This is a genomic window from Streptomyces sp. NPDC046303 (assembly GCF_055588085.1).
Genome location: NZ_JBVJFA010000013.1, coordinates 95,860 through 119,493, shown reverse-complemented (window position 1 = coordinate 119,493; position 23,634 = coordinate 95,860). Strand labels below are relative to the sequence as shown.

24 protein-coding genes are annotated in these 23,634 nt (G+C 73.1%); 10 read left to right on the top strand and 14 right to left on the bottom strand.

Annotation, left to right across the window (positions count from 1 at the left end):
• Positions 1 to 140 precede the first annotated feature (140 nt).
• Entirely contained in the window at positions 141 to 1,043 is a 903-nt protein-coding gene (locus ACZ6I1_RS16005) for an aminoglycoside phosphotransferase family protein (RefSeq protein ID WP_469287651.1), read from the top strand.
• Positions 1,044 to 1,107: 64 nt separating this feature from the next.
• Here the strand turns inward: ACZ6I1_RS16005 and ACZ6I1_RS16000 are convergent, their stop codons facing one another.
• The 3 genes from ACZ6I1_RS16000 to ACZ6I1_RS15990 all read right to left on the bottom strand — a co-directional run bounded on the left by ACZ6I1_RS16000 (position 1,108) and on the right by ACZ6I1_RS15990 (position 3,607).
• Positions 1,108 to 1,959 (bottom strand): RNA polymerase sigma-70 factor, encoded by an 852-nt coding sequence (locus ACZ6I1_RS16000; RefSeq protein WP_469287495.1) that lies wholly within the window; start codon positions 1,957 to 1,959, stop codon positions 1,108 to 1,110.
• Positions 1,956 to 2,519: a carboxymuconolactone decarboxylase family protein gene (locus ACZ6I1_RS15995; RefSeq protein WP_469287493.1), complete on the bottom strand. Its 564-nt coding sequence runs from the start codon at positions 2,517 to 2,519 to the stop codon at positions 1,956 to 1,958. Before ACZ6I1_RS15995 ends, ACZ6I1_RS16000 begins: the two co-directional genes overlap by 4 nt.
• An 80-nt stretch (positions 2,520 to 2,599) precedes the next feature.
• Positions 2,600 to 3,607 (bottom strand): zinc-binding dehydrogenase, encoded by a 1,008-nt coding sequence (locus tag ACZ6I1_RS15990; protein ID WP_469287649.1) that lies wholly within the window; start codon positions 3,605 to 3,607, stop codon positions 2,600 to 2,602.
• A gap of 94 nt (positions 3,608 to 3,701) precedes the next feature.
• On the opposite strand from ACZ6I1_RS15990, the gene ACZ6I1_RS15985 reads away from it, so the two are divergent.
• The gene (locus tag ACZ6I1_RS15985) at positions 3,702 to 4,421 is read left to right on the top strand and encodes a pentapeptide repeat-containing protein (protein WP_469287491.1); all 720 of its coding nucleotides are present in this window, start codon (positions 3,702 to 3,704) and stop codon (positions 4,419 to 4,421) included.
• A gap of 25 nt (positions 4,422 to 4,446) precedes the next feature.
• On the opposite strand, the gene ACZ6I1_RS15980 is transcribed toward ACZ6I1_RS15985, so the two are convergent.
• The 3 genes from ACZ6I1_RS15980 to ACZ6I1_RS15970 form a co-directional block, all read right to left on the bottom strand.
• Positions 4,447 to 4,950, bottom strand: coding sequence for a hypothetical protein (locus tag ACZ6I1_RS15980; protein WP_469287489.1), 504 nt, complete (start codon positions 4,948 to 4,950; stop codon positions 4,447 to 4,449).
• A 116-nt stretch (positions 4,951 to 5,066) separates the two neighbouring features.
• A complete protein-coding gene (locus tag ACZ6I1_RS15975) occupies positions 5,067 to 5,690 on the bottom strand; it encodes a response regulator (protein WP_469287487.1) in 624 nt (207 codons plus the stop codon).
• Entirely contained in the window at positions 5,687 to 6,925 is a 1,239-nt protein-coding gene (locus tag ACZ6I1_RS15970) for a sensor histidine kinase (protein WP_469287485.1), read from the bottom strand. The genes ACZ6I1_RS15975 and ACZ6I1_RS15970 overlap by 4 nt, the downstream gene beginning before the upstream one ends.
• Before the next feature lie 425 nt (positions 6,926 to 7,350).
• On the opposite strand from ACZ6I1_RS15970, the gene ACZ6I1_RS15965 reads away from it, so the two are divergent.
• Both ACZ6I1_RS15965 and ACZ6I1_RS15960 read left to right on the top strand, forming a co-directional pair.
• Positions 7,351 to 7,908, top strand: coding sequence for a GlcG/HbpS family heme-binding protein (locus ACZ6I1_RS15965; RefSeq protein ID WP_469287483.1), 558 nt, complete (start codon positions 7,351 to 7,353; stop codon positions 7,906 to 7,908).
• Between the two features lie 70 nt (positions 7,909 to 7,978).
• Positions 7,979 to 9,391, top strand: coding sequence for a M1 family metallopeptidase (locus ACZ6I1_RS15960; RefSeq protein ID WP_469287481.1), 1,413 nt, complete (start codon positions 7,979 to 7,981; stop codon positions 9,389 to 9,391).
• Here ACZ6I1_RS15960 and ACZ6I1_RS15955 read toward each other — a convergent pair.
• Together ACZ6I1_RS15955 and ACZ6I1_RS15950 are read right to left on the bottom strand one after the other, a co-directional pair.
• Positions 9,388 to 9,948, bottom strand: a complete 561-nt coding sequence (locus ACZ6I1_RS15955) for a GNAT family N-acetyltransferase (RefSeq protein ID WP_469287479.1) — start codon at positions 9,946 to 9,948, stop codon at positions 9,388 to 9,390. The genes ACZ6I1_RS15960 and ACZ6I1_RS15955 overlap by 4 nt on opposite strands.
• A gap of 101 nt (positions 9,949 to 10,049) precedes the next feature.
• A complete protein-coding gene (locus ACZ6I1_RS15950; RefSeq protein ID WP_030718836.1) occupies positions 10,050 to 10,625 on the bottom strand; it encodes a TerD family protein in 576 nt (191 codons plus the stop codon).
• 165 nt (positions 10,626 to 10,790) lie between these two features.
• Here ACZ6I1_RS15950 and arfB point away from each other — a divergent pair, with 165 nt between their 5' ends.
• Positions 10,791 to 11,216 (top strand): alternative ribosome rescue aminoacyl-tRNA hydrolase ArfB, encoded by a 426-nt coding sequence (gene arfB, locus ACZ6I1_RS15945; RefSeq protein WP_469287478.1) that lies wholly within the window; start codon positions 10,791 to 10,793, stop codon positions 11,214 to 11,216.
• Between the two features lie 67 nt (positions 11,217 to 11,283).
• Here arfB and ACZ6I1_RS15940 read toward each other — a convergent pair whose 3' ends face one another.
• Positions 11,284 to 11,769 (bottom strand): flavin reductase family protein, encoded by a 486-nt coding sequence (locus ACZ6I1_RS15940; protein ID WP_469287647.1) that lies wholly within the window; start codon positions 11,767 to 11,769, stop codon positions 11,284 to 11,286.
• Between the two features lie 399 nt (positions 11,770 to 12,168).
• Between ACZ6I1_RS15940 and cdgB the strand changes: the two genes are divergently transcribed.
• Both cdgB and ACZ6I1_RS15930 read left to right on the top strand, forming a co-directional pair.
• Complete coding sequence (cdgB, locus tag ACZ6I1_RS15935) at positions 12,169 to 13,917, top strand: diguanylate cyclase CdgB (RefSeq protein WP_469287476.1); 1,749 nt, start codon at positions 12,169 to 12,171, stop codon at positions 13,915 to 13,917.
• A gap of 68 nt (positions 13,918 to 13,985) precedes the next feature.
• Positions 13,986 to 15,026, top strand: coding sequence for a CBM35 domain-containing protein (locus tag ACZ6I1_RS15930; RefSeq protein WP_469287474.1), 1,041 nt, complete (start codon positions 13,986 to 13,988; stop codon positions 15,024 to 15,026).
• A gap of 12 nt (positions 15,027 to 15,038) precedes the next feature.
• Here ACZ6I1_RS15930 and ACZ6I1_RS15925 read toward each other — a convergent pair whose 3' ends face one another.
• The 3 genes from ACZ6I1_RS15925 to ACZ6I1_RS15915 all read right to left on the bottom strand — a co-directional run bounded on the left by ACZ6I1_RS15925 (position 15,039) and on the right by ACZ6I1_RS15915 (position 18,158).
• The gene (locus ACZ6I1_RS15925) at positions 15,039 to 15,962 is read right to left on the bottom strand and encodes a 1-phosphofructokinase family hexose kinase (protein WP_469287473.1); all 924 of its coding nucleotides are present in this window, start codon (positions 15,960 to 15,962) and stop codon (positions 15,039 to 15,041) included.
• 100 nt (positions 15,963 to 16,062) lie between these two features.
• Positions 16,063 to 17,226, bottom strand: a complete 1,164-nt coding sequence (gene nagA / locus ACZ6I1_RS15920; RefSeq protein WP_469287471.1) for an N-acetylglucosamine-6-phosphate deacetylase — start codon at positions 17,224 to 17,226, stop codon at positions 16,063 to 16,065.
• The gene (locus tag ACZ6I1_RS15915) at positions 17,226 to 18,158 is read right to left on the bottom strand and encodes an ROK family protein (RefSeq protein WP_469287645.1); all 933 of its coding nucleotides are present in this window, start codon (positions 18,156 to 18,158) and stop codon (positions 17,226 to 17,228) included. Before ACZ6I1_RS15915 ends, nagA begins: the two co-directional genes overlap by 1 nt.
• Before the next feature lie 166 nt (positions 18,159 to 18,324).
• Here ACZ6I1_RS15915 and ACZ6I1_RS15910 point away from each other — a divergent pair, with 166 nt between their 5' ends.
• The 3 genes from ACZ6I1_RS15910 (at position 18,325) to otsB (ending at position 20,833) form a co-directional block, all read left to right on the top strand.
• Positions 18,325 to 19,626 (top strand): ABC transporter substrate-binding protein, encoded by a 1,302-nt coding sequence (locus ACZ6I1_RS15910; RefSeq protein ID WP_469287470.1) that lies wholly within the window; start codon positions 18,325 to 18,327, stop codon positions 19,624 to 19,626.
• A 47-nt stretch (positions 19,627 to 19,673) separates the two neighbouring features.
• Positions 19,674 to 19,910, top strand: a complete 237-nt coding sequence (locus ACZ6I1_RS15905) for a DUF3263 domain-containing protein (protein ID WP_362590037.1) — start codon at positions 19,674 to 19,676, stop codon at positions 19,908 to 19,910.
• A 74-nt stretch (positions 19,911 to 19,984) separates the two neighbouring features.
• A complete protein-coding gene (gene otsB, locus ACZ6I1_RS15900) occupies positions 19,985 to 20,833 on the top strand; it encodes a trehalose-phosphatase (RefSeq protein WP_469287468.1) in 849 nt (282 codons plus the stop codon).
• Positions 20,834 to 21,174: 341 nt separating this feature from the next.
• On the opposite strand, the gene ACZ6I1_RS15895 is transcribed toward otsB, so the two are convergent.
• Positions 21,175 to 22,533 (bottom strand): alpha,alpha-trehalose-phosphate synthase (UDP-forming), encoded by a 1,359-nt coding sequence (locus ACZ6I1_RS15895; RefSeq protein WP_469287466.1) that lies wholly within the window; start codon positions 22,531 to 22,533, stop codon positions 21,175 to 21,177.
• A gap of 46 nt (positions 22,534 to 22,579) precedes the next feature.
• On the bottom strand, positions 22,580 to 23,530 hold the full coding sequence (locus ACZ6I1_RS15890) for a glucosyl-3-phosphoglycerate synthase (RefSeq protein WP_469287464.1): 951 nt from the start codon (positions 23,528 to 23,530) through the stop codon (positions 22,580 to 22,582).
• Positions 23,531 to 23,634: the final 104 nt, after the last annotated feature.

Below are 23,634 nucleotides of genomic sequence, written 5' to 3'. Positions count from 1 at the left end.
CCGTTCCGGTGGCGCGTCCAGGGACTGGTTGTCGTGGTTCGGGGAGGGATTCGAGGCCGGATGGTGGGTGTGGGAGGGGTGGCGGGGCCGTAGGGGGTGCGGGCAGCCGGGCCGGTCGTAGGGTCGGGGGCGTGGTGGACATCGTGGAGGTTCCGGAGGGTTTCGTCCGGGCGCAGATCGACTGGAACGGTGATGCGGGGCGGAAGTTCATCGCCGCCCTGCCGGGGCGTGCGGCGCGTTTCCTGGAGCAGTGGGAGTTGCGGCGTACGGGGCCGGTGATGCACGGGGTGACGGCGCTGGTGGTGCCGGTGGTGCGGGCCGACGGGAGCGCGGCGGTGCTGAAGCTGCCGCAGGTGGACGAGGAGAGCGCGGGGGAGCCGGCTGCGCTGCGTGCCTGGGCGGGAGAGGGCGCCGTACGGCTGCTGGAGCACGACGCGGAAACCGGCTCGCTGCTGCTGGAACGGCTCGATGAGGGACGGCATTTGTCGGCGTTGGCGGAGCGGGATGCGCGGGGTGCCGTGCAGGTCGTCGGTGAGTTGCTGGCACGGCTGACGGCGGTCGCGGCGCCGGCCGGGATGCGCGGGCTGGACGCGTTGGCCGCCGGGATGCTGGAGGAGGTGCCGGGTGTGCTGGGGCAGGTGGCGGATGCGCGGGAGCGGCGGTTGCTGGAGGTCTGCGCGGGGGCCGTGGGCGAGGTCGCGGGGGAGGCGGGGGACCGGCTGCTGCACTGGGACCTGCACTACGACAACGTGCTGGCGGGGGGCCGGGAGGAATGGTTGGCGATCGATCCGAAGCCGCTGTCCGGTGATCCGGGGTTCGAGCTGTTGCCGGCGATCGTCAACCACTTCCGGGTGGAGGAGGTGCGGTGGCGGTTCGATCTGTTGACCGAGGTGATGGGGCTGGACCGGGACCGGGCGCGGGCGTGGACGCTGGGGCGGGTGCTGCAGAACTGTCTGTGGGACCTGGAGGACGGGGAGGTCCGGTTGGAGGCGGAGCAGGTCGCGGTGGCGGAGGAGTTGCTGGGCGCGCGCGGCGTGGGCTGATGCGGTGGGCGGATGGGTTCACCGGGTCCGGGGTGAGCGGGCGGCGGCTCCGCGGGGAGCGGTGTCAGGCGAGGTGGCGGAGTTTGTCGGGGTTGCGGATGACCCGGATTTCGGTGATCCGGTCGTTTTCCACCTCTGCGCAGGCGACGGTGTCCGGTCGGCCGGCCGTGGTGAACAGGAGGCCGGGGCAGCCGTTGACGTCGACGGCCAGGAGGTCGGGGGCCTGCATCGGCCGGGCGAGTACGCCTGCGAAGAACCGGGCCACGTTGTCGGCGCCGTGGAGCGGGCGCAGGGCTGCCTTGACCTTTCCGCCGCCGTCGTTCCAGGCGGTGACGTCGGGGGCGAGCAGCTCCAGCATGCGGTTGAGGTCGCCGCCGAGGCATGCGGCGAGGAACTCGTCGGTGACCCGGCGCCTGACGTCGGCCGGCGTGGTGTAGCGGGGTCGGCGGGCCTGGACGTGGGACGCGGCGCGGGAGCCGACCTGGCGTACGGAGGTCTCGGTGCGGTCGAGGGCTTCGGCGATCTCGCGGTAGGAGAAGCCGAAGGCCTCTTTGAGTACGAACACCGCGCGCTCCAGCGGTGAGAGGCTCTCGAGGACGACCAGCATGGCGAGTGAGACCGACTCGGCCTGCTCGGTGTCTCCGGTGGCGTCGGGGATGGTGACGAGGGGTTCGGGGAGCCAGGGGCCGACGTACTGCTCGCGTTTGACGGCTGCCGAGTTGAGGCGGTTGAGGGTGAGGTTGGTGATGGTGCGGGCGAGGTAGGCGCGCGGGTGGGTGATCCGGCCGGACGCCTGGCTGGTGCGGAGCCAGGTGTCCTGGACCAGGTCCTCGGCGTCGGCGGCACTGCCGAGCATCCGGTAGGCGATGCCGAAGAGCATCGGTCGGTGCTGTTCGAAGACGGCGACGTCGATCACGTACGCGACGGTACCGTGCAGGCTTCGGAGAAGCCCTGGCTGGTCAGTCCGAAGGCGCTGTTCATCCGCGAGCGCCAGTTCTCCAGGGCGACGATCGCGGTGAGTTCGACGAAGGCGGGCTCGCCCAGGTGCCGGAGCAGCGCTCCGGCGAGTTCGTCGGTGACGCGGGGTTCGGTGTCGGTCATCGCCTCGGCGTACTGCATGACCTGCTGTTCGAGTTCGGTGAAGGCCTCGGGGTGTTCCCGCCACTGCGGCACCTGGGAGATCTTGTCGAGGGGCAGGCCGAGTTCGCTGCCTTCCCAGTGGCCGAAGTCCATGCACCACGAGCAGTTGATGCGGGCCGCGGAGGCCATCACGGCGAGGTGCTTCAGCGCCGGTTCGAGGGCGTTCCACTTGGCGACGGAGCGTTCCAGTGTGACGTAGGTGAGCAGGACCTTGCGGTTGTGGCCGATCGCGAGGGCGGGCTCGAGTACGTCGCCGTAGATCCGCCGGGAGTACCAGGCGCCGATGCGGTTGAGCAGGGTGCGGGGCGGGGTGAGGGAGATGCGGGCGGCGGTCATGTCGGGCCTCCGGGATGCGGGTGGGCGTCTCTGGAGGGAGGACAGGGCAGCCGCCGGAAACGTGACATGAGCCCCTAGGCCTAGGGCCGGGTGGTGCGGGGTTCTAGTACGACCTTGCCGGTGGTGGCTCGGGTTTCCAGGGCGTGGTGGGCGGCTGCGGCCTCGGCGAGGGGGAGGCGGTGGAGGGCCGGGCGCAGGCGGCCGGTGGCGGCTTCGGTGAGGGCGCGGGTTTCCAGGACGCGGAGGGGGTCGGGGGCGCCGACGGCTTCGAGCATGGCGGGGCCGAGGACGTTGCGGGTGGTGATGGAGCGGGCGGTGAGGTCGGCGCGTTCGGCGTCGGTGAGGGTGAGCGGGCCCTGGGACCAGCCGAAGACGAGGTGGCGGGCGCCGGGGGCGAGCAGGCCGAGGGCGGTGCGGGCGGTGGTGCCGCCGACGGAGTCGAAGAGGACGGTCGCGCCGCCGGGGTACCGGGCGCGTACGGCGTCCGCCCAGCCGGGGGCGGTGTAGTCGAGGGCGAGGTGGGCGCCGTTGGCGGTGGCGAGGGCGGTTTTGGCCGGGCCGCCGGCCAGGGCGACGACGGTGGCGCCGGCGTTCCTGGCGTACTGGACGAGCAGGGTGCCGATGCCGCCGGCGGCGGCGGGGATCAGGGCGGTGGAGCCGGGGCCGAGATCGGCGAACTGGAGGATGCCGAGTGTGGTGCGTCCGGTGCCGATCATGGCTACGGCCTGGGCGGGGTCGAGTGCCTCGGGGATGGTGTGCAGGCGCTCGGCGTCGGCGACGGCGTACTGGGCGTAGCCGCCGGGCGTGAAGCCGAGGTGGACGACGACCTGGCGGCCGAGCCAGGTGGGGTCGGTGCCGGGGCCGAGGGCGTCGACGGTGCCGGCGACCTCGCGGCCGGGGATCGTCGGCAGGCGGGGGAGGGCGGGGGCCGGGCCCTGGATGCCTTGGCGCAGGACGGTGTCGAGGAGGTGGACGCCGGCGGCGGCCACGGCGATGCGGACCTGGCCGGGGGCCGGTACGGGGATGGGGACGGTTTCGTAGGTGAGGTGGTCGGCGGGGCCGAAGGCGTGCAGGCGGACGGCGTTCATGTGTGCGGTCGAGTCAGCAGGCATGGGGTAAGCCTCTGACCTCGAGCATGGTTGAGGTCAAGGGATTGTCGGTGGGGTGCGCCACGATGGGGCGATGGCGCGCACAGGGCAGCAAGGGCAGCAAGGGCAGCAGGGGCAGCACGGCCGGCGAGGGCAGCGGGAGACGGTGAAGGCGGCGCGGCGGCCGGAGGTGCGGCTGCCGGAGCCGGTGGTGTGGGACGGGGGCGGGCTGGAACCGGACGGGGATTACGACGGGGTGGAGTTCGCGGACCTGGACCTGGGGGGTCAGGACGGCGCCGGGGCCCGGTTCATGGACTGCGCGCTGCGGCGGTGCTCGCTGGACGAGGCGGGGCTGGCGAAGGCGCGGATCCTGGACTCGGTGCTGGAGGGCGTCCGGGGGGTGGGCACCGACCTGTCGGAGGTGTCACTGAGGGACGTGGAACTTGTGGACGCCCGGCTGGGCGGAGTGCGGATGCACGGGGCCGTGCTGGAGCGGGTGCTGGTGCGCGGGGGGAAGATCGACTACTTGAACCTGCGCGGGGCCCGGCTGCGGGACGTGGTCTTCGAGGGGTGCGTCCTGGTGGAGCCGGATTTCGCGGGGGCGGTGCTGGAGCGTGTGGAGTTCCGGGACTGCGTGCTGCGCGGGGCGGACTTCTCCGGGACGCGGATGACGGACGTGGATCTGCGGGCCGCGGTGGAGCTGTCGCCGGCCCGCGGAGTGGAGGGCTTGGCGGGGGCGGTGATCAGCCCGGCCCAGCTGTTCGATCTGGCACCGGCGATGGCCGCGCAGCTGGGGGTACGGGTCCTGCCGTAGCCGGCGGCCGCCCGGGGGAGCGGGGCTATGCCGGGACGCGGGGGAAGCGGGACTGGAGCATCCAGACGGCCGGGTTGTCGGCGAGGCCCTCGTGCATGTCGACGAGGTCGGCGATGAGGTCGTGGAGGAAGTCGCGGGCCTCGCGGCGCAGCAGCCGGTGGCTGAAGGTCAGCGGGTCCTCGTCGCCGGGCATCCAGTCGGCCTCGATGTCGACCCAGCCGAAGCGGCGTTCGAAGAGCATCCGGTCCGTGGACTCGGTGAAGTCGATCTCGGCGTACTGGCGCTGGGCGGAGCGGTTGCCGCGCGGGTCCTGGTCCAGCTGCTCGACGATGTCGCACAGGGCCCAGGCGAAGTCCAGTACCGGCACCCATCCCCAGGCTGTGGACACTTCCCGGTCCTTGTCGGTGTCCGCGAGGTAGACGTCCCCGCAGAACAGGTCGTGGCGCAGGGTGTGGACGTCCGCCGAGCGGTAGTCGGTCTGCGGGGGGTCCGGGAAGCGCCGGGAGAGGGAGTAGCCGATGTCGAGCACGTATCCGATGGTGTCACGGGTCCGGGGCCCCTCCCACCCATCGTCCGGGGCCGGACGGGCGGGGGACGGGCCGGGAGCGGGCCGCGGAGAGGGGTCGGGGAGCAGGCCGGGGCGGGTCAGGACGGCAGGAGGCGCTGTTCCTTGGCCACCGAGACGGCGCCCGCGCGGGTGTCGACGCCGAGTTTGTCGTAGATGCGGCCCAGGTGGGTTTTGACGGTGGCCTCGCTGATGAACAGTGCGCGGGCGATGTCGCGGTTGCCGAGGCCGCGGGCCAGCTGGCCGAGGATGTCCAGCTCGCGGTCGGTCAGCGTGGGGCGGGTGCCCCGCATGTGGGCCATGACGCGGCTGGCCACCGGCGGGGACAGCGTGGTGCGGCCCTGCGCGGCCGAGTGGATCGCGGCGAAGAGCTCCTCGGGGCGTTCGGCCTTGAGGAGGTAGCCGGTCGCGCCCGCGCCGATGGCGCGGGTGATGTCCGCGTCCGTGTCGTACGTGGTGAGGACGAGGACGTGCGGGTGGCCGGGGGTCGCAGTGATGCGGCGGGTCGCCTCCACGCCGTCGATGCCCTCGCCCAGCTGGAGGTCCATCAGGACCACGTCGGGGCGGAGCTTCGCGGCCAGGGCGACGGCTTCCTCGCCGCTGCCCGCCTCGCCGAGCACCTCGATGTCGGGTTCGCTGCCGAGCAGGGCCAGCAGCCCGGCGCGGACCACGACGTGGTCGTCACAGAGCAGGATCGTCGTCATGGGGCCGGCTCCAGGGGGATGGCCGCGGAGAGGACGGTGCCCTCGCCCGGCGCGGATTCGATGGTCAGGGCGCCGCCGAGCTGGCGGACGCGGGCCCGCATGGCGGGCAGGCCGTGGCCGCGTTCCGCGGCGGCGGTACGCGGCTCGGTGAAGCCGTGGCCGTCGTCGGCGATGTCCAGGACGACCTGGTCGCCGAGGAAGCTGAGCGTGAGGGCGGCCGTACGGGCTCCGGAGTGCTCGCGGATGTTGGCCAGGGCTCCTTGCGCGATGCGCAGCAGGGCCGACTGGACGCGGTCGGGGAGCGGGGCCGGGGTGCCCTCGAGGTGGAAGCGGACCTCGATGTCCGGGCCGGCGTCCAGGGCGCGCAGCGCGTCGGCGAGGCCGGCGCCGTCGGCGAGCTCGGCCGGGGCGAGGTCGTGGACGAGGCGGCGGGCCTCGGCGAGGCCGTGCGCGGCGATGCCGGTGGCGGTACGGACGTGCGCGCGGGCGGTGCCGGGATCGGTGTCCCAGGTGCGGTCGGCGGCCTGGAGCAGCATCTGCTGGCTGGAGAGGTTCTGCGCGAGGGTGTCGTGGATCTCCATGGACAGGCGCTGGCGTTCGGCGAGGGTGCCTTCGCGGCGTTCGGTGGCGGCCAGTTCCCGGCGGGTGCGGATCAGGTCGTCGATCAGGGCGCGCTGGGCCTGGGCCTGGCGCTCCATGTGGACGAAGACGGCCGTGGCGAGGGCGGCCACGGCGGGCGGGGCGAGGAGGAGGTTCGGGTCGAAGGACCCGGCCAGCTTGAGCTGGGCGATGACGACGAAGACGGTGAGGAGGGCGACGAGGACGATCGCGGCGCGCGGGGGCAGGGTGCGCAGGGCGGTGAAGAACAGCGGTACGGCGCACCAGGCGAAGCTCGGCGCGAGGACGACGAGGACCACCCAGGTGGACACGACGAGGCCGAGCCAGAGCAGCCGGCCGGGGGGCTGGGCGGGGGTTCCGGTGCCGGTGCCGGGGCCGGTGCCGGGGCCGGTGCCGGTGCCGGGGCCCGGCGGCTGGGGGGTTCCGCCTCCCAGGGCGGGGCCCAGTACGTACAGCAGGGCCAGGGTGATGCTGAGGGCGATGACCCACGGGGTGCGGGGCTCACCCGGGTGGCGGAGGAGGAAGCGGGCCACGGAGGCGCCGAGCAGGAGGAAGAACGCGGTGTGGGCGACCGTGGCCAGGGTGCGGGTGTCTTTGTTCCGCGGGGTCGGGCTCACGGAGTGCGCTCCTGGGTCGGGGACGTAGGTCCATTGTCGGCGTAGGTTTCCTGCGGTGCGGTGCGGTGCGGTGCGGTGCGGTGTGCCGGGCGGGTGCGGCGCCGCCGCGGGGCTCCGCCCCGGACCCCGCGCCTCAAACGCCGGCGGGGCTGAACCGGGCCCCGGCCAGGTCGGAGGAGCCCGCCCGCGCCGGAGGGCGCCCGGCTCGGAGGTGGGCGGTGCAGGCGGGGCGGCCGGGGTCTGGTCAGCCAATACCGCCGTGGAGCGGTACCGCATCGACCGATCGGATGACCCGCGGGTCAACCGGTGCGGTGGGCCGGGGAGAGCCGGTACGGGGACGGGGTGGTGCCGGGTTCGGGCTCAGGCTTGTTGCAGGGGCCGATCGCCCCGATGCCGTCACCGTGTCACCGTTCCCAGGAGCAGAGATGAACACCCGCACCCGCGTCCTCACCGGTACCGCCCTCGCCGTCGCCCTGGGCGCCGGAGCCTTCGGTGCCGTCAGCGCCAGCGCCAGCCCCGCCGCCACCTCCGCCCCGGCCGCGGTCGCCGCGAAGAAGGCCGAGGTGAGCGACAAGAACTTCACCACCACGACCCACCTCACCGTCGACGCCGCCACCCGCGCCGCCCAGGCCGCGCTGCAGGCCGCGCAGGCCGAGAACCAGAAGGTGACGGTCGCGGTCGTGGACCGCAACGGCAACACCATCGTCACCCTGCGCGGCGACGGCGCGGGCCCGCAGTCCTACGAGTCGGCCGAGCGCAAGGCCTTCACCGCCGTGTCCTGGAACGCCCCGACCTCGGTGCTCGTGGGCCGCCTCGCCCAGGCCCCGAACCTGAAGGACATCCCCGGCACCCTCTTCCTCGGCGGCGGCACCCCGGTCCAGGCGAACGGCGCCCCGATCGCCGGCATCGGCGTGGCCGGCGCCCCGAGCGGCGACCTGGACGAGAAGTACGCCAAGGCCGGAGTCGACGCCCTCGCCAAGTAGTCGAGCCCCTCACGCGATCCGCGGTCCGCGATCCGCGGTCCGCGTGCCCGGCCCGCCTAGGATCGACCGCGTGGAACACCGTGCGCTCACCCGCCTGGCCGCCCCCGCCGCTGCCGCCCTGCTCGCCCTCACCACGGCGTGTACGGGCGACACGGTGCAGGGGCGGCCGGGTGCGTCGGGGCTGCGCGATCCGTACTTCCCCAAAGCGGGCAACGGCGGCTACCAGGTCGACCACTACGAGCTGGACCTCGACTACGACCCCGCGGACGGGCAGCTGCACGGCACCGCGGTGATCACCGCCCGCGCCGGGCAGGGCCTCAGCTCCTTCAACCTCGACCTCAGCGGCCTGAAGGTCGAGGGCGTCACCGTCCAGGGCGAGCGGGCCCGGTACAACCGGACCGGCAACGAGCTGACCGTGCGCCCGGCCGAGGACCTGGAGCGGGGCGAGGTCTTCCGTACGGAGATCGACTACTCCGGCCGGCCGAAGGCGCTCACGGACGCGGACGGTGCCAAAGAGGGCTGGATCGCCACCGAGGGCGCCGCGGTGGGCGTCGGCGAGCCCGTGGGGTCGATGACCTGGTTCCCGGGCAACCACCACCCCAGCGACAAGGCCGCGTACGACATCACGATCACGGTGCCGAAGGGCTACGAGGCCGTGTCGAACGGCGAGTTGCGCGCCCGGACCCCGCAGGCCGACGGGAGCACCGCGTTCGCCTGGCGCAGCGCGGAGCCGATGGCGAGCTATCTGGCGACCGCCGTCGTCGGCAGGTACCGGGTGGAGACCGGGCGGACCCCCTCCGGTGTGGCCCTGTACAACGCGGTGACGCCCGCCGAGGCGGCGGCGAGCGCCAAGTACCTCGCGCGGCTGCCGGAGATGGTCGAGTGGGGGGTCGGCCGGTTCGGTCCGTACCCCTTCACCACCGCCGGGGCGATCGTGCTGCCCGCCGGGACCCTCGAGTACGCCCTGGAGACGCAGACCAAGCCGGTGTTCCCCGGCGCGCCCGGCAGCGAGGATCTCGTGCTGCACGAGCTCGCCCACCAGTGGTTCGGCAACTCGGTGTCGCCGAAGTCCTGGAAGGACATGTGGCTCAACGAGGGCTTCGCGACGTACGCGGAGTGGCTGTGGGCCGAGGACCACGGCGGGACCACGGCGCAGCAGCAGTTCGACGCGTTCCTGGCCGGCGACACCGGGGTCGACGAGGCCGCCGGCTCCGACTGGGACGCCTTCCCGCCCGCCGACCCACCCGGTCCCGAGGACATCTCCGGGAACCCGGTGTACTACCGCGGCGCGATGGTGCTGCACCGGATCCGCCAGGAGGTCGGCGACGAGAAGTTCTCCGCCCTGGTGCGGGGCTGGGCCGCCGCGCACCGGCACGGGAACGCGAGTACGGCCGACTTCACCGCGTACGCCGAGGAGCAGACCGGCCACGACCTGAAGAAGGTCTGGGACGTGTGGCTGTACGGGAAGGCGCGCCCCCGCTAAGGCAGTTCGGGCACCAGCGGCTTGCGCAGCACCGTGCAGTCGCGGCCCCGTTCGCGGTCCGCGGCCCGGCGTACGAACCGGTAGCCCTGGGCCTGCCAGAACGCGAGCGCCTTGGGGTTGTCGGCCAGTACGGCGAGCCGTACGCCCGTCCGTCCCGCGGCGCGGAAGCGGTCCTCGACCAGGCCGGCCACGGCGCGGCCGTACCCCTCGCGGTGCGCGGTGGCGTCAATGAGCAGCAGGCCGATCCACGGGTCCGGGTCCTCGGCGGCCGGGTCTCCGGAAGCAGGGTCGCCGGAAGCAGGGTCGGGCGTCTGGGTCAGGGTGGCGGCCAGGCCGACGAGGCGGCCGGCGGAGCGGGCGAGGAGGACCTCGGCGCCGTCATGGGCGAGTTCGTCGGCGAGCGAGGCCGCGACCTGCTCGACCGTGATGCGGTCCGGGTCGGGGAAGTCGCCGCTGAGTTCGAAGAACGCGTGGTTCGTCGCGTACAGGGCGGCGATCTCGGTGAGGACCGGACCGGGCAGGGCGCCGTCCACGGGGACGAGCGGTTGAAGGATCACCCGTCGAACGGTAGCGAAGCCCCCTCCCCGGACGGCCGGGAGGGGGCTTCACCGCAAATCCGCCGGTCTCGGACCGTCGGGTCAGGCCTTCACGTTGACGATCAGACGTTGACGCCGAAGTCCTGCGCGATGCCGGTGAGGCCGGAGGCGTAGCCCTGGCCGACCGCGCGGAACTTCCACTCCGCGCCGTTGCGGTACAGCTCGCCGAAGACCATGGCGGTCTCGGTCGCCGCGTCCTCGGAGAGGTCGTAGCGGGCGATCTCCGCGCCGCCGGCCTGGTTCACGACGCGGATGTACGCGTTGCGGACCTGGCCGAAGTTCTGGCTGCGGGCCTCGGCGTCGTAGATGGAGACCGGGAAGACGATCTTGTCGACGTCGGCGGGGAGCCCGGCGAGGTTGACGTTGATGGCCTCGTCGTCGCCGGCGCCCTCGCCGGTGCGGTTGTCACCGGTGTGGACGATGGTCTGGTCCGGGGTGGACTTGTTGTTGAAGAAGACGAAGTGGCCGTCCGAGACGACCTTTCCGGTCGGGTTGACCGCGATGGCCGAGGCGTCGAGGTCGAAGTCGACACCGGTGGTCGTACGGACGTCCCAGCCGAGGCCGACCGTGACGGCAGCGAGGCCCGGGGCCTCCTTCGTGAGCGAGACGTTGCCGCCCTTGGACAGGCTGACAGCCATGGGAATGTCCCTTTCCTCATCCGACATGCACGTACAGGCGGCCAAATTACCGCTCACCCCTCTAACGCCACGAGAGGGCGGTCAGGTTCCCGGGTGAAATCCCGAAGCCGCTCACGTCGCTTAATGGAGGTGACGCGGCGCGGACCGGCGCGGATCATAGGGGGCATGCCTGGTCCCTATGTCATCCGCGGTTCGGTCGTGCTCCCCGAGGGCGAGCTCGCCTGGCGTTTCTCGCGGTCCTCGGGACCCGGCGGACAACACGTGAACACCTCGGACTCGCGCGTGGAGCTGCTGTTCGACGTGGCGGCGACCAAGGCGCTGCCCGAGGTGTGGAAGGAGCGGGCGCTGGAGCGGCTCGCGTCCCGGCTGGTGGACGGAGTGGTGACCGTACGGGCCTCCGAGCACCGCTCGCAGTTCCGCAACCGGGAGATGGCCCTGGTCCGGCTGGCTTCGCTGCTGGCCGAGGCGACGGCGCCGCCGCCGAAGCCGCGCCGGGCGACGAAGATCCCGCGCGGGATCAACGAGCGGCGGCTGCGCGAGAAGAAGGCGCGGGCCGAGACCAAGCGCGGCCGCACCGGCCGCGACTGGTGACGCCCCCGCCGCGCTGACGCCCGGCCGGCCCCGGCCCCGGCGGCGTCGCGCGGCCCCGGCGAGCGCCTCACTGCCCCAGGTGCCGGTAGCGCCCGCGGAAGTACGTCAGCGGCTGCCCGTCGGGGGAGGGCAGGGCGGCGGTCAGGACGCGGCCGATCACCAGCGTGTGGTCGCCCGCCTCGACGCGGTTCTCCGTACGGCATTCGAGGGTGGCCAGGGCGCCGCTCAGCAGCGGGGCGCCGGACGCCTCGCCGCGTACGCACGGCAGGTCGGCGAAGAGCAGCCGGTCGCTGATCCGGCCCTTCATCGCGAACCGGCCGGCGACCTGGAGCTGGTGGTCGGCGAGGAGCGAGACCGCCCACAGCGGCTGCTCCGCCAGCAGGTCGTCCATGCGCGACCCCTCGCGCAGGCTGACCAGCACCAGCGGCGGGTCCAGGGACACCGACATGAAGGCCGTCGCCGTCATGCCGACGTCCTCGCCGCGCGGCCCGTCCGCCGTCAGGGGGGTCTCCTGCGCGGTGATCAGGCACACGCCCGCCGCCAGCCGGGACATGGCGGCCCGGAACTCATCGTTGCTCACTCCCTCAGCATGGGGGCTGGCATCGGCCGGGGCGTGTACAGGGGTGGTTCCAGGGGTCGTCTTCAGCACGCCCCGAACGCTAATCTCGCCTCCCGGCGCGCACATCGGGCCCTGGTCCGAGTCGCGTCCCCGCCCCTTGTCCTAGGCCCCGGGCGTATCGTTTGCTCGCGGGAAGGGAGGGGAGCGCTCCCAGCCGCCGCCCGCCCTCGCAGGCGCCCTTGTTCATCTCATGTGACTTGAGTCACAGAGGGCAAGATTTGTTGACCCTGTGTACCTGCGGCACAGCTCACTGTGATTCAGTGGACGGGACACCGCAACGAAACGCCGATGACAAACCTGGAGTTGCTGTCGAGGTCTCGGGGAGAGCGAGCAATGGAGACCGAGTCGGAGCCGTACGTCCGTCTTGCGACCCTGCGGCAGCTGCACCGGGTGGTGGCCGAGCTCAATACGGCCCGGAGCCTGGCGGACACTCTGCAGACCGTCGTGGACGGCATCGTCGTGGGCCTCGGCTACGAACTCGCCTGTGTCAACCTCGTACGCCCGGACGGTGATCTCGTCGTCGCCGCCTTCGCCGGCGACCCCGCCGCGGAGGCCCTCATCACCGGCCGCGTCGGCTCCCGCGCCTCCTGGGAACGCCGCCTGACGATGGGTGAGAACTGGGACGGGCTCCGCTTCATCCCGCACACCGAGGGCTGGATCCTCATGGAGGACGACGTCCCCCAGTGGCACACGGACGGCCCCGAACCGCGGTTCCAGGACGAGTGGCACCCCGAGGACCGGCTCTACGCCCCCATGTATGCGTCCGGCGGGGAACTTCTGGGTGTCATTTCGGTGGACAGACCGCGCAACGGGCGCCGGCCGGGCGCCTGGGGCCGCGAAGCGCTGCAGATGTACGCCTTCCAGGCGGCGATTGCGATCAGCAATGCGAGGCTCCGCGCGAACATGCAGCGGGCCCTCGTCCGGCTGGAACGCGAACAGCAGGCGCTGCGCGCCAGCGAGGAGTCCTTCCGGCAGGCCTTCGAATACGCACCCAGCGGCATGGCCATCGCCGAGATGGGCGGGGACCAGCACGGCCGGCTGCTGCGGACCAACGACGCGCTGTGCCGGCTGCTGGGCCGGCCCGCCTCCGTCCTGCGCCGCTACTCCTTCTCCGACCTGGTCCACCCCGAGGACATCGGCACCCTGCTGCGGACCTCCGCCGAGGGCGGGCGCGCCGAGCTGCGCCTGGGCCGGCGCGACGGCACGTACGTATGGGTGTCGCTGCGCAACTCCGTCGTCGCCGACGCCGCCGACGGGCCGCGGTTCCTGCTCACCCACGTCGAGGACATCGAGGAGCGCAAGCGCCACGAGCTCCAGCTCGCCCACCGGGCCAGCCACGACTCGCTGACCGGCCTGCCCAACAGCGCCGAGCTGCGGTCCCGGCTGGGCGCGCGGCTGTGCCGCAGACCCCAGTCCGTACGGGCCACCGCGGTCGAGGCCCTGGACGCGGCCTACGAGGGGCGCGACGGGCACGAGGTGCGGGTGGGGGCGGGGGGTGGCGGCGAGCACGGGTTTCGGCCCGACGGCCCCGGCGCCGGGCACGATCCCGGCCGCGGGCCCGGCCCCGACCGGTACGGCGCCCCCGACTCCTTCGAGTACCCGGGGGCGGTGCCCGCCCAGGCGGACGGCCCCTACGACCACCACGTGCACACGGTGGCGCCCGCGAGCGACGTCGACGACGGGACGAAGGGGCTCGCGGTGCTCTTCTGCGACCTCGACGGCTTCAAGTCGATCAACGACCGGTTCGGGCACCACACCGGTGACGCGGTCCTGATCGAGGTGGCCCGGCGGCTGACGACCGGCGTCAGGGACGGTGACACCGTCGCCCGGCTGGGTGGTGACGAGTTCGTCGTCCTCGCCGACGGGCTCGGAGCCGCCGACGCCGCCGATCTCGCCGTCCGGCTGCGCAACGCGATCATCCCGCCGATCCGGGTCGACGGCCGCGCGGTGCGTGTCGGGGCCAGTTTCGGCATCGGCTGGGCCAGCTGCGGCATGTCGGCGGACGAGGTGCTGCGCTCCGCCGACCAGCGGATGTACATCGAGAAGCGGTCGCGCTCCAAGGCGCACCGCCGGGCCGGCTGAGGCGGTCGGAAGCTCGTGGGCGCACCTGTTCGGGGTAGGCTCCCGGGGGTCGAAAGGAGTGACCTGCGATGACGACGCCCGCGAACAACGGCCCGCACGGTGGGGCGAACAAGCCCGAGGACGACGATCCGTTCGGGTATCTCTACGCGGACGGCCAGGCGGCCGGAGCCGCCCCGCCCACGTCGGGCGGTGGATACGGCTACCCGGGTCCCGCCGGCGGCGGTCATTCCGGCCCGCAGCCGGGTGTCCCCCGTACCTCCCACCACCAGGTGCGGACGGTCGGTGAGCGGACGTACGGCGGCCAGCGCGGGCCCGTCCCGCACCAGCCGGGCCCGGGGCAGCAGCAGCCCTACCAGGCGCAGTACCAGGCCCCGGAGGCACTCCAGGCGGGCGGCTACGGCGTTCCGCCGCAGCAGCAGCCCCCGCAGCACCAGACGCAGGCGATCTCCCACTCCGGCGGCCACGGCGGTCACGGCGGTCACGGCGGCGGCTCCAGCCGCAAGGGCGTGGTCATCGCGGCGGTCGCGGTGGTCGCCGCGGTCGCGATCGGCATCGGCGCGGCCCTGGCCTTCGGCGGCAAGGGCAAGGAGAAGTCCGGCGACACCGCGGGCGGCGGCAACCAGCAGTCGGCCGCCCCGCAGAACCCTTCGAGCCCCGCCCCCAGCTCCGCGCAGCCCACCGAGGCCCAGCTGCCGAAGGCGGACTTCGCGGGCGCCGGCATGTCCCTCACCGGCGGCGCCATGCTGCAGAACACCGTGCCGGGCGCGAAGAGCGCCGGCGGCCAGTACGTGGGCGGCCTGAGCACGCTCGGCGCCGCGGCGACGTGGACGCTGGACGTGCCCAAGGCGGGCTCGTACAAGCTGAAGATGACGTACGGCGTGCCGGGCAAGGACGCCAAGACCACGCTGACGGTCAACGGCGAGCCGCAGTCCCGGCCGATCAACATGGCGAACTTCTCCAAGGCCGCCGAGGGCGACTGGGCCAAGGGCTGGACCAACACGTACTCGATCGTGGAGCTCAAGCAGGGCTCGAACACGATCAAGATCTCGTGCGAGGCGGGCAACCAGTGCGACGTCCTCCTCGACCAGCTCTGGCTCGAGAAGAACTGAGCCCCGGGCCCGCTAGTCGGCCCGGGTGACCTTCACCGACCCCCGTACCTCCTCGTAGGTGCGGGGTTCGAACTCTCCCGCCGTCGGGGCGAGCACCGTGGCCGCCGAGAGGGCGACCGCGCGGGTCAGCCGCTCCGGCCAGTCCAGGCCCTCCGCCAGGGCCGACAGCAGGCCGGCGACGGCGGAGTCACCGGCTCCGGTGGGGTTGCCGGCCAGGGCGCGCGGCGGGGCCGCCCGCCAGGCGCCCTCGGGGGTGGCGGCCAGCAGGCCGTCCGGGCCGAGCGAGGTGACCACGGCGCGGGCGCCCCGGCGGCGGGCGTCACGGGTGGCGGGCAGCGGCTCGCGCGATCCGGTCAGCTCGGCGAGCTCGGCGGCGTTCGGCTTGATGATCTCGGGGCGGGCGGCGACCCCGCGGCGCAGGGCCTCGCCGCTGGTGTCCAGCAGGACCGGCACCCCGGCCGCGCGGGCGGCCCGTACGAGCACCGCGTACGCGCCGACCGGCACGCCGGGCGGCAGGCTGCCGCACAGGGCCACGGCGCGGGTCCCGGCCGCCAGCAGGTCCTCGTACCGGTCCAGGAACAGGGACCACTCCGCAGCCGTGATCAGCGGGCCGGGCTCGTTGAACTGCGTGGTGTCGCCGGAGGTCTCGTCGACCACGGCCACCGTGCGCCGCGTGGTGCCCGCGCAGGGGACCAGGGCGTCCACCACGCCCGGGGACTGCGCGAGCAGTTCCCGTACGACGGCGCCGACCGGGCCGCCCGCGAAGCCCGTCGCGGTCACCGTGTGGCCGAGGGCCGCCAGCACACGGGCCACGTTGACGCCCTTGCCGCCGGGGCGCTCGGTGACGTCGGCCACCCGGTGCGAGGCGTGCGGGAGCAGCCGCGGCACGCGGTAGGTGACGTCGAGCGCGGTGTTGAGCGTGACGGTCAGGATCATTGGGCTCCCCCGGGTCTGTTGCTGCCGGGATCATGCCAAAGAGAAGGCGGTCGGCCCAGTGCTCCGGGCCGACCGCTCGTGCTCTACAGCCGGTTGGCCGTCAGGTGCGGGCCTGCGCGGGCGGGCTGACGATCCATTCGCCGCGCCGCATGACGCCCCGGACGTCGAAGGCGGCGTCCAGGACGACGAGGTCGGCGTACTTGCCGGGCTCCAGCGAGCCGATCTCGTCGTAGAGGCCGATCAGCTTGGCCGGGTTGGCGGAGATCGCCTGGACCACGGACTCCACGGGCAGCTTGTCGACGGTGACCGAGCGCTTGAAGGCGGTGTCCAGGGTCAGGGTGGAGCCGGCGATGGAGCCGCCCTCCACCAGCCGGGCCACGCCGTCCTTGACCTCGACCTCCAGCGGACCGAGGTGGTAGGTCCCGTCGCCGAAGCCGGCCGCGTCCATCGCGTCGGTGATCAGCGCGACGCGGTGCGCGCCCGCGTGGTGGAAGGCGAGTTCGAGGGCCGCCGGGTGCAGGTGGGTGCCGTCGTTGATGAGCTCGACGGTGATCCGCTCGTCCTCCAGCAGTGCGGCGATCGGGCCGGGTTCGCGGTGCGCGAGGCCCGGCATCGCGTTGAAGAGGTGGGTGGCCACGGTCGCGCCCGCGTCGATGGCGGCGCGCGTCTGCTCGTACGTGGCGTCGGTGTGCCCGATCGCGGCGATGACCCCGTGTTCGGCCAGCAGCCGTACGGAGTCCAGGCCGCCCGGCAGTTCGGTGGCGAGGGTGAACATGCGGGCGGCGCCGTGCGCGGCGTCGATCAGCTTGCGGACCTCGGCCGGGTCGGGGTCGCGGAGCAGTTCCTCCTTGTGGGCGCCCTTGCGGCAGGCGTTGATGAACGGCCCCTCGAAGTGGATGCCCGCGATCTCGCCCTGCTGGGTCAGCTCGGCGAGCAGCCCCGCGCGGCGGGCCAGTTCGTCCAGGTCCCCGGTGACGGTGGAGGCGACCAGGGTGGTGGTGCCGTGCTCGCGGTGGGTGCGGACGCCCTTGAGGACCTCCTCGGCGGTGCCGGAGGTGAACGAGGCGCCGCCGCCGCCGTGGTTGTGCATGTCGACGAAGCCGGGGACGATCCAGTGCCCGGACAGGTCCACGACCCGCGCGCCCTCCCGGGCGCTGCCGGCGATGCGGTCGCCGTCGACGATGACACGGCCGTTGGCCACGGTTCCGGTGGGCAGCACCACCCTGGCGCCGGAGAGAACAGTGCTGTGCGCGCTTCCGGACATCAGGCAGGTACCTCCGTGGCGAGTAGGTCCCAGGCGAGCAGCCCTGCGCCCAGGCATCCGGCGGTGTCCCCGAGGGCCGCCGGAACGATGTGGGGCAGCCGCTGGAACGTCACGCGCTCCTCGACGGCCGTCCGTAGTGGTGTGAACAAGGTTTCCCCCGCCTCGGCGAGGCCGCCACCGATGATCAGCGTGCTCGGGTCCAGCAGGGTGATCGCGGTGACCAGGCCGTCGGCGAGGGCGTCGACGGCGGCCAGCCACACCCCGCGGGCGCGCTCGTCGCCGGATTCGACGGCCTTGGCGCAGTCGGCCGCGTCGGCGTCCCGCTCGCCGCTGGCGGCGGCCCAGGCACGGGAGACGGCGGAGGCGGAGGCGAGGGTCTCCAGGCAGCCGTACTGGCCGCAGCCGCAGGCGGGGCCGCCGGGGCGGACCACGATGTGGCCGATCTCTCCCGCGTAGCCGTGGGCGCCGGCCTCGATGCGGCCGGCGATGCCGATGGCTCCGGCGATGCCGGTGCCCAGCGGCACGAAGAGGAAGCGGTCGGCGCCGCGGCCCGCTCCGATGCGGCCCTCGGCGAGCCCGCCCGTGCGCACGTCGTGGCCGAGGGCCACCGGGATGCCGCCGAGGCGGGCGCTGAGCAGGGTGCGCATCGGTACGTCGCGCCAGCCCAGGTTCGCCGCGTAGACGGCGATCCCGTGCTCGGCGTCGACGATGCCGGGGACGGCGACTCCGGCGGCGGAGGCGGCCCGTCCGCAGCGCTCCCGGCCGATGGCGAGCAGTTCGGCGGCGAAGTCCTGGATCGTCTCGACGACGGCGTCCGGGCCCCGCTCGCGGCCGGTGGCGCGGCGCGCTTCGTGGAGCAGGGTGCCGTCGGCGGCGACCAGGGCGGCCTTCATCCCGGTGCCGCCCACATCGAGGGCGATGACGTGTTTCACGGGTTTCACAGGTGACAGTCTCGCGTGCTTCACGGGGAAAGGTCTAGTCCATTGAGGGGGATTGTTGAGTGGCCATACAAATCCGGCGTCACGGATGTGGACCAGCGGCCAAAGTGGTGTAGACCTTACGTGGATCGTACGTACAACAAGGGGTGGACCGAGAACTGTGAACCGCCGAAACCTGCGCCTGACCGCGTCCGGCGCCGCACTGTGTCTGACGGCCGTGACACTGACCGGCTGCGGCGCCGCCGGCGGACTCACCGGGGACAACGAGGTGACCCTGCGGGTCGTGGCGGCCGAGTACGGGGACAATCCGCAGAACTCGTCGGCCACCTACTGGAAGAAGCTCGCCGAGGACTTCGAGAAGACCAACCCGGGGATCGACGTCGAGGTCAGCGTCTACTCCTGGTCCGAGGTCGACGCCAAGGTCGCCGAGATGGTCAAGGCGGGCAAGGCCCCCGACATCGCGCAGATCGGCGCGTACGCCGACTACGCGGAGGCGGGCAAGCTGTACGCGGCGGACGAGCTGCTCTCCGTCAAGACCGAAGCCGACTTCCTCGGGCCGCTCGCCGACGCGGGCAAGGTCAAGCGGGTCCAGTACGGGATGCCCTTCGTGGCCAGCACCCGGCTCCTCTTCTACAACGAGAAGCTGCTGACGGACGCCGGAGTCCTCGCCAAGGACGCCAAGAACGGCTGGCAGCCCAAGAGCTGGGCGGAGCTGGAGGCCGCCGCCAAGAAGCTCAAGGGCGCGGGCGTCCCCACCCCCTTCGCCCTGCCGCTGGGCCGCGAGGAGGCCCAGGCCGAGACGATGATGTGGATGCTGTCGGGCGGTGGCGGCTACACCGACAACGAGGAGCAGTACTCCCTCGACTCCGCCGAGAACGTCAAGGCGCTGGAATTCCTCCGCGACAAGATGGTGGGCCAGGGCCTGACCGGGCCCGTCGAGCCCGGCAAGCTGAACCGGCAGGACGCCTTCGACGCCTTCACGCGGGGCGAGGTCGGCATGCTCAACGGCCACCCGACGCTGATCAAGCAGGCGGCCGCCAAGGGCGTCAGGCTCGGCATGGTCACCCTGCCCACCTCCGACGGCACCGAGCACTCGGCGATGGGCGTCGCCGACTGGGTGATGGCCTTCAAGAACGGCCACCGCACGGAGGCCGGGAAGTTCCTGGACCACCTGTACGAGGCGAAGAACGTGACCGCCTTCACCGGCATGTACGACCTCCTGCCGGTCACCACCACCGGCTACCGGGCCGCGCAGTCCGGTACGGGCGGGACCGCGCCGCAGCTGAAGACGTTCCTGGACGCCCTGCCGTCCTCGCGGCTCTACCCGGTGGGCAAGCAGTCCTGGGCGGGCGTCAGCGAGGACATCAAGCAGCACATCGGCACGTCCGTACAGCCGGGCGGGCAGCCCGCCAAGGTGCTGGAGGAGATCGCCGCGAAGGCGCGGGCGGCCGAGTCCGGCTGAGCGGGGCCGCCCCGGCCGGTGTCGGTGGGCGGCGTTAATCTGGCGGTATGACGGACGACGGGCGGCTGACGGCCACGGAGGCCGCGGTGCTCGCGTACGAGGGACGCACCTGGCCGGGGCCCGGCGCCAAGGAACGGGCGATACGGGAAGGGCTGGGGATGACCCCCGTCCGCTACTACCAGCTGCTCAACGCGCTGATGGACGACCCGCGCGCGCTGGCCCACGCACCGGGCACCGTGAACCGCCTGCGCCGCATCCGCGAGGCCCAGCGGGCCCGGCGGTAGGGCGCACGGGCAGCGCACGGGCAGGGTGGTCCGCGCCATAGCCGTCGCCCGGCGCGGCCGTTAGGGTCGTCCGTATGGGGAGCCATCCGCACGACTTGCCGATGCCCGTCACCGCAGCCGGACGCGAGGGGCTCGATGCCCTGCTCCGCGCACCACGCCGTTCCGTGGTCGCCTTGGACTTCGACGGCACCCTCGCCGAGATCGTCCCGGACCCGGACCAGGCGCGGGCCCACCCCGCGGCCGTACCCGCCCTGGCCGCGCTGGCCCCCGAGGTGGCCTCCGTCGCCGTGATCACCGGCCGGCCGGCGGGCGTCGCCGTCCGCTACGGGGGCTTCGCGGGGGTCCCCGGCCTGGAACACCTGGTCGTCCTCGGCCACTACGGGGCCGAACGCTGGGACGCGGTCTCCGGGATCGTGCACGCCCCCGCCGAGCACCCCGGAGTCGCGGCGGTACGGGCCGAGCTCCCCGGCTTCCTCGACTCGATCGGGGCCTGGCGCGGCACGTGGATCGAGGAGAAGGGCCGGGCGCTGGCCGTCCACACGCGGCGCGCCGCGGACCCGGAAGCGGCCTTCGCGGCGCTGCGGGAGCCCCTGGCGGAGCTGGCGGCCCGGCACGGGCTCATGGTGGAGCCGGGGCGCGCGGTCCTGGAACTGCGGCCCCCGGGGATGGACAAGGGCGTCGCCCTCACGGAATTCCTGGCGGAGACGGACGCGGAGGCGGTCCTGTACGCGGGCGACGACCTGGGCGACCTGGCCGCGTACTCGGCGGTCGAGAAGCGGAGGGCCGAGGGTCTGCCGGGGCTTCTGGTGTGCAGTGGCTCCGCGGAAGTTCCGGAGCTCGCCGCCCGCGCGGACCTGGTCCTGCCCGGACCGGCGGCGGTGGTCGCGTTCCTCGCCGCGCTGGGCTCCACCCTCCACCCCTGACTCCGCCCGGCGGCCGGACCCCGGCTCCCCTGCCAGCGGCTCCGCCCCCGGCCCCCCCGCGCCTCAAGCGCCGGCGGGGCTGGATGTGGGTGCGGCGCCGCTGCCAGGGGCTCCGCCCCCGGACCCCCGCGCCTCAAACGCCGGCGGGGCTGGGTGTGGTGCGGCGAGGCTGGATGTGGTGCGGCGCCGCTGTTGGGGCTCCGCCCCAAACCCCGCGCCTCAAATGCGTCTGCCGCCGGACGGCATCAGCCAAAATCCAGCCCCGCCGGCGTTTGAGGCGCGGGGTACGGGGCGGAGCCCCGGGCTTTGAGTCGCACCGGCGATCGAGGCGCGGCCGCAGCTCAGGCTTCGTGCAGGGCTGCTAGCTGGGCCCTGAACCAGGCCGCCGGGGGCAGGGCGGTGGCGGCTGCCGCCAGGCGTTTCGTGCGTTCCGCACGCTCGTCCGCCGGCATGGACAGCGCCGCGTGCAACGCCTCGGCCGTCTCCGAGACGTCGTACGGGTTCACCGTCAACGCGTCCCGCCGGAGCTCCTCGTACGCCCCCGCCCCCCGCGACAGCACCAGCACGCACCCCTCCTCCGACACCACCGGCACCTCCTTCGCCACCAGGTTCATCCCGTCCCGCACGGGATTCACCAGCGCCACGTCCGCCATGCGATAGGCCGCCAGCGACCGCGCGAAGTCGTCCTGCACGGACACCAGCACCGGCTGCCAGTCCGCCGTGCCGAACTCCGCGTTCACGGCCGCCGCCAGCTCCCGCACCGACTCCGTGTAGTCCCGGTACACCTTCAGGTCCTGCCGCGACGGGTACGCCGAGGCCAGGTGCACCACCCGCCCCCGCCACTCGGGATGCACCGTCAGCAGCTCCCGGTACGCCAGCAGCCCCCGCAGGATGTTCTTCGACAGCTCCGTCCGGTCCACCCGGACGATCGTCTTCAGGCCCCCGACCTCCGCCCGCAGCTGCGCCAGCTTGTCGTTCACCTCCGGCCGCCCGGCCAGCACCCGCAGCTCCTCCGCGTCGACGCCCAGCGGGAACACGGCCACGTTCCCCCGGCCCGCGCCGTCCAGGAAGCTGTCCGCCCACGCCCGGGTGTGGAAGCCCAGCAGGTCGGCCCCGAGCATCCCCTGGAGCAGCTGCTCCCGCACGTCGTCCGGGAGCATGTCCAGGAACGGCTTCGCCGCCCACGGCGTGTGCGTGAAGTGCCCGATCCGCAGGTCGGGCCGCAGCTCGCGCAGCGCACCCGGGACCAGCGCCAGCTGGTAGTCCTGCACGAGGACGTGCGCCCCCTGCCCCGCCTCCTCGGCCAGGGCCTGCGCGAAGGCCTGGTTGTACGCGGTGTACGAAGCCCAGCGCCGGCGGAACTCCGCGTCGAAGACCGGCTCGCGCGGGACGTCGTACAGGTGGTGGTGGGTGAACCACAGCACCGAGTTCGCGATGCCGTTGTACGCGTCGTCGTACATCGTGGGATCGATGTCCAGCATCCGGACGCCTGGCTCCGCGATCCCCCGCCGGACCGCCTCCCGGTCCGCGTCCGACAGGGCCGCGCAGATCCACAGCGCCTCCGGCTGCTCGGCGAGGGCCGCGGAGAGCCCGGAGACGAGGCCGCCCCCGCCGCGCCGGGCGCTGAGCGTGCCGTCGGTGTCGAGGGAGTACGAGAGCGGGCCGCGGTTGGCGGCGACGAGTACCTGAGATGCAGCCATGTCGCGAACCTAGCCCGGCCCGGCCTCGCGCAAACTTCCGAAGCCGTCAGGCCGCGCGGCGCAGGGCGTACTCCTCGATGCCCAGCATCGGCGGCCTCTCCTCGGTGTCCACCGGGTACGTGTGCGGCACGAACCCGTCCGGCCCCCGCTCGAACTGCGTCAGCTCCGGCCGTACCAGATGGCCCCGAGAGAGCCGCAGCTGCGCGGTGCGGTAGATCGCCGCGGCCATCCGGCCCAGCGCCTGCCCGTCCTGGTGGCGGTGGACCCGTACGCCCACGTCCACCTGGGCCAGCGCGTCCAGCCCGACCGTGTGCAGCGCGTCCACCAGCAGGCCGAGCTCGACGCCGTACCCGACGGGGAACGGCAGGCGTTCCAGCAGGGAGCGGCGCACGGCGTACTCGCCGCCCAGCGGCTGGACGAAGCCGGCCAGCTGCGGCCAGTGCAGGTTGAGCAGCGGGCGGGCCACCAGCTCCGTGACCCGGCCGCCCTGCCCGGGGGCGTCGCCGAGCGGGCGGTCGTACATGGCCTTGACGAACTGCACGTCCGGATCGGTCAGCAGCGGCCCCACGATCCCGGAGACGAAGGCGGCCGAGAAGTCCCGCAGATCGGCGTCGACGAAGCAGATGACGTCCCCGGTGGCGGCCAGCAGGGAGCGCCACAGCACCTCGCCCTTGCCGGGGAGCGCCGGGATCCGCGGCAGGATGTCGTCGCGGTGCACCACGTGCGCACCGGCCTTCGCCGCCACGTCCGCCGTAGCGTCGCTGGAGCCCGAGTCGATCACGATCAGCTCGTCCACCAGGGGAAGCGGCAGTCCCTCGATCAGCTCGCGCCGGATCACCTCGACGATCGCGCCGACCGTCGCCTCCTCGTCGAGCGCCGGCAGCACCACGCTGACCGTGGTCCCAGCTGCCCGTTTCCGCTCCAGCAGCTGGTCGAGCGGTCGGTCGGCGGCGGACCAGGAGCGGTCGGCCAGCCAGCGCTCCACCTCTTCCAGCACTCTGAGCACTCCTTGCGGCTTGGTCGGATTGACCGAAAAGTGATCCATCTCGCGGTTCGGACGCCTGTCTCAACCGCCCGGGCCTTCGGTTACAGTCTTGAACA

Excerpts from the sequence above, each read along its gene's own strand:
- otsB (WP_469287468.1), top strand. The coding sequence starts at position 19,985 with ATGGGGAGCCATCCGCACGACTTGCCGATGCCCGTCACCGCAGCCGGA.
- ACZ6I1_RS15940 (WP_469287647.1), bottom strand. The coding sequence starts at position 11,769 with ATGTCCCGGCTGGCGGCGGGCGTGTGCCTGATCACCGCGCAGGAGACC.
- cdgB (WP_469287476.1), top strand. The coding sequence starts at position 12,169 with ATGGAGACCGAGTCGGAGCCGTACGTCCGTCTTGCGACCCTGCGGCAG.
- ACZ6I1_RS15950 (WP_030718836.1), bottom strand. The coding sequence starts at position 10,625 with ATGGCTGTCAGCCTGTCCAAGGGCGGCAACGTCTCGCTCACGAAGGAG.
- ACZ6I1_RS15925 (WP_469287473.1), bottom strand. The coding sequence starts at position 15,962 with ATGATCCTGACCGTCACGCTCAACACCGCGCTCGACGTCACCTACCGC.
- ACZ6I1_RS15930 (WP_469287474.1), top strand. The coding sequence starts at position 13,986 with ATGACGACGCCCGCGAACAACGGCCCGCACGGTGGGGCGAACAAGCCC.
- nagA (WP_469287471.1), bottom strand. The coding sequence starts at position 17,226 with ATGTCCGGAAGCGCGCACAGCACTGTTCTCTCCGGCGCCAGGGTGGTG.
- ACZ6I1_RS15905 (WP_362590037.1), top strand. The coding sequence starts at position 19,674 with ATGACGGACGACGGGCGGCTGACGGCCACGGAGGCCGCGGTGCTCGCG.
- ACZ6I1_RS15895 (WP_469287466.1), bottom strand. The coding sequence starts at position 22,533 with ATGGCTGCATCTCAGGTACTCGTCGCCGCCAACCGCGGCCCGCTCTCG.
- ACZ6I1_RS15990 (WP_469287649.1), bottom strand. The coding sequence starts at position 3,607 with ATGAACGCCGTCCGCCTGCACGCCTTCGGCCCCGCCGACCACCTCACC.
- ACZ6I1_RS15985 (WP_469287491.1), top strand. The coding sequence starts at position 3,702 with ATGGCGCGCACAGGGCAGCAAGGGCAGCAAGGGCAGCAGGGGCAGCAC.
- ACZ6I1_RS15965 (WP_469287483.1), top strand. The coding sequence starts at position 7,351 with ATGAACACCCGCACCCGCGTCCTCACCGGTACCGCCCTCGCCGTCGCC.
- ACZ6I1_RS15975 (WP_469287487.1), bottom strand. The coding sequence starts at position 5,690 with ATGACGACGATCCTGCTCTGTGACGACCACGTCGTGGTCCGCGCCGGG.
- arfB (WP_469287478.1), top strand. The coding sequence starts at position 10,791 with ATGCCTGGTCCCTATGTCATCCGCGGTTCGGTCGTGCTCCCCGAGGGC.
- ACZ6I1_RS15995 (WP_469287493.1), bottom strand. The coding sequence starts at position 2,519 with ATGACCGCCGCCCGCATCTCCCTCACCCCGCCCCGCACCCTGCTCAAC.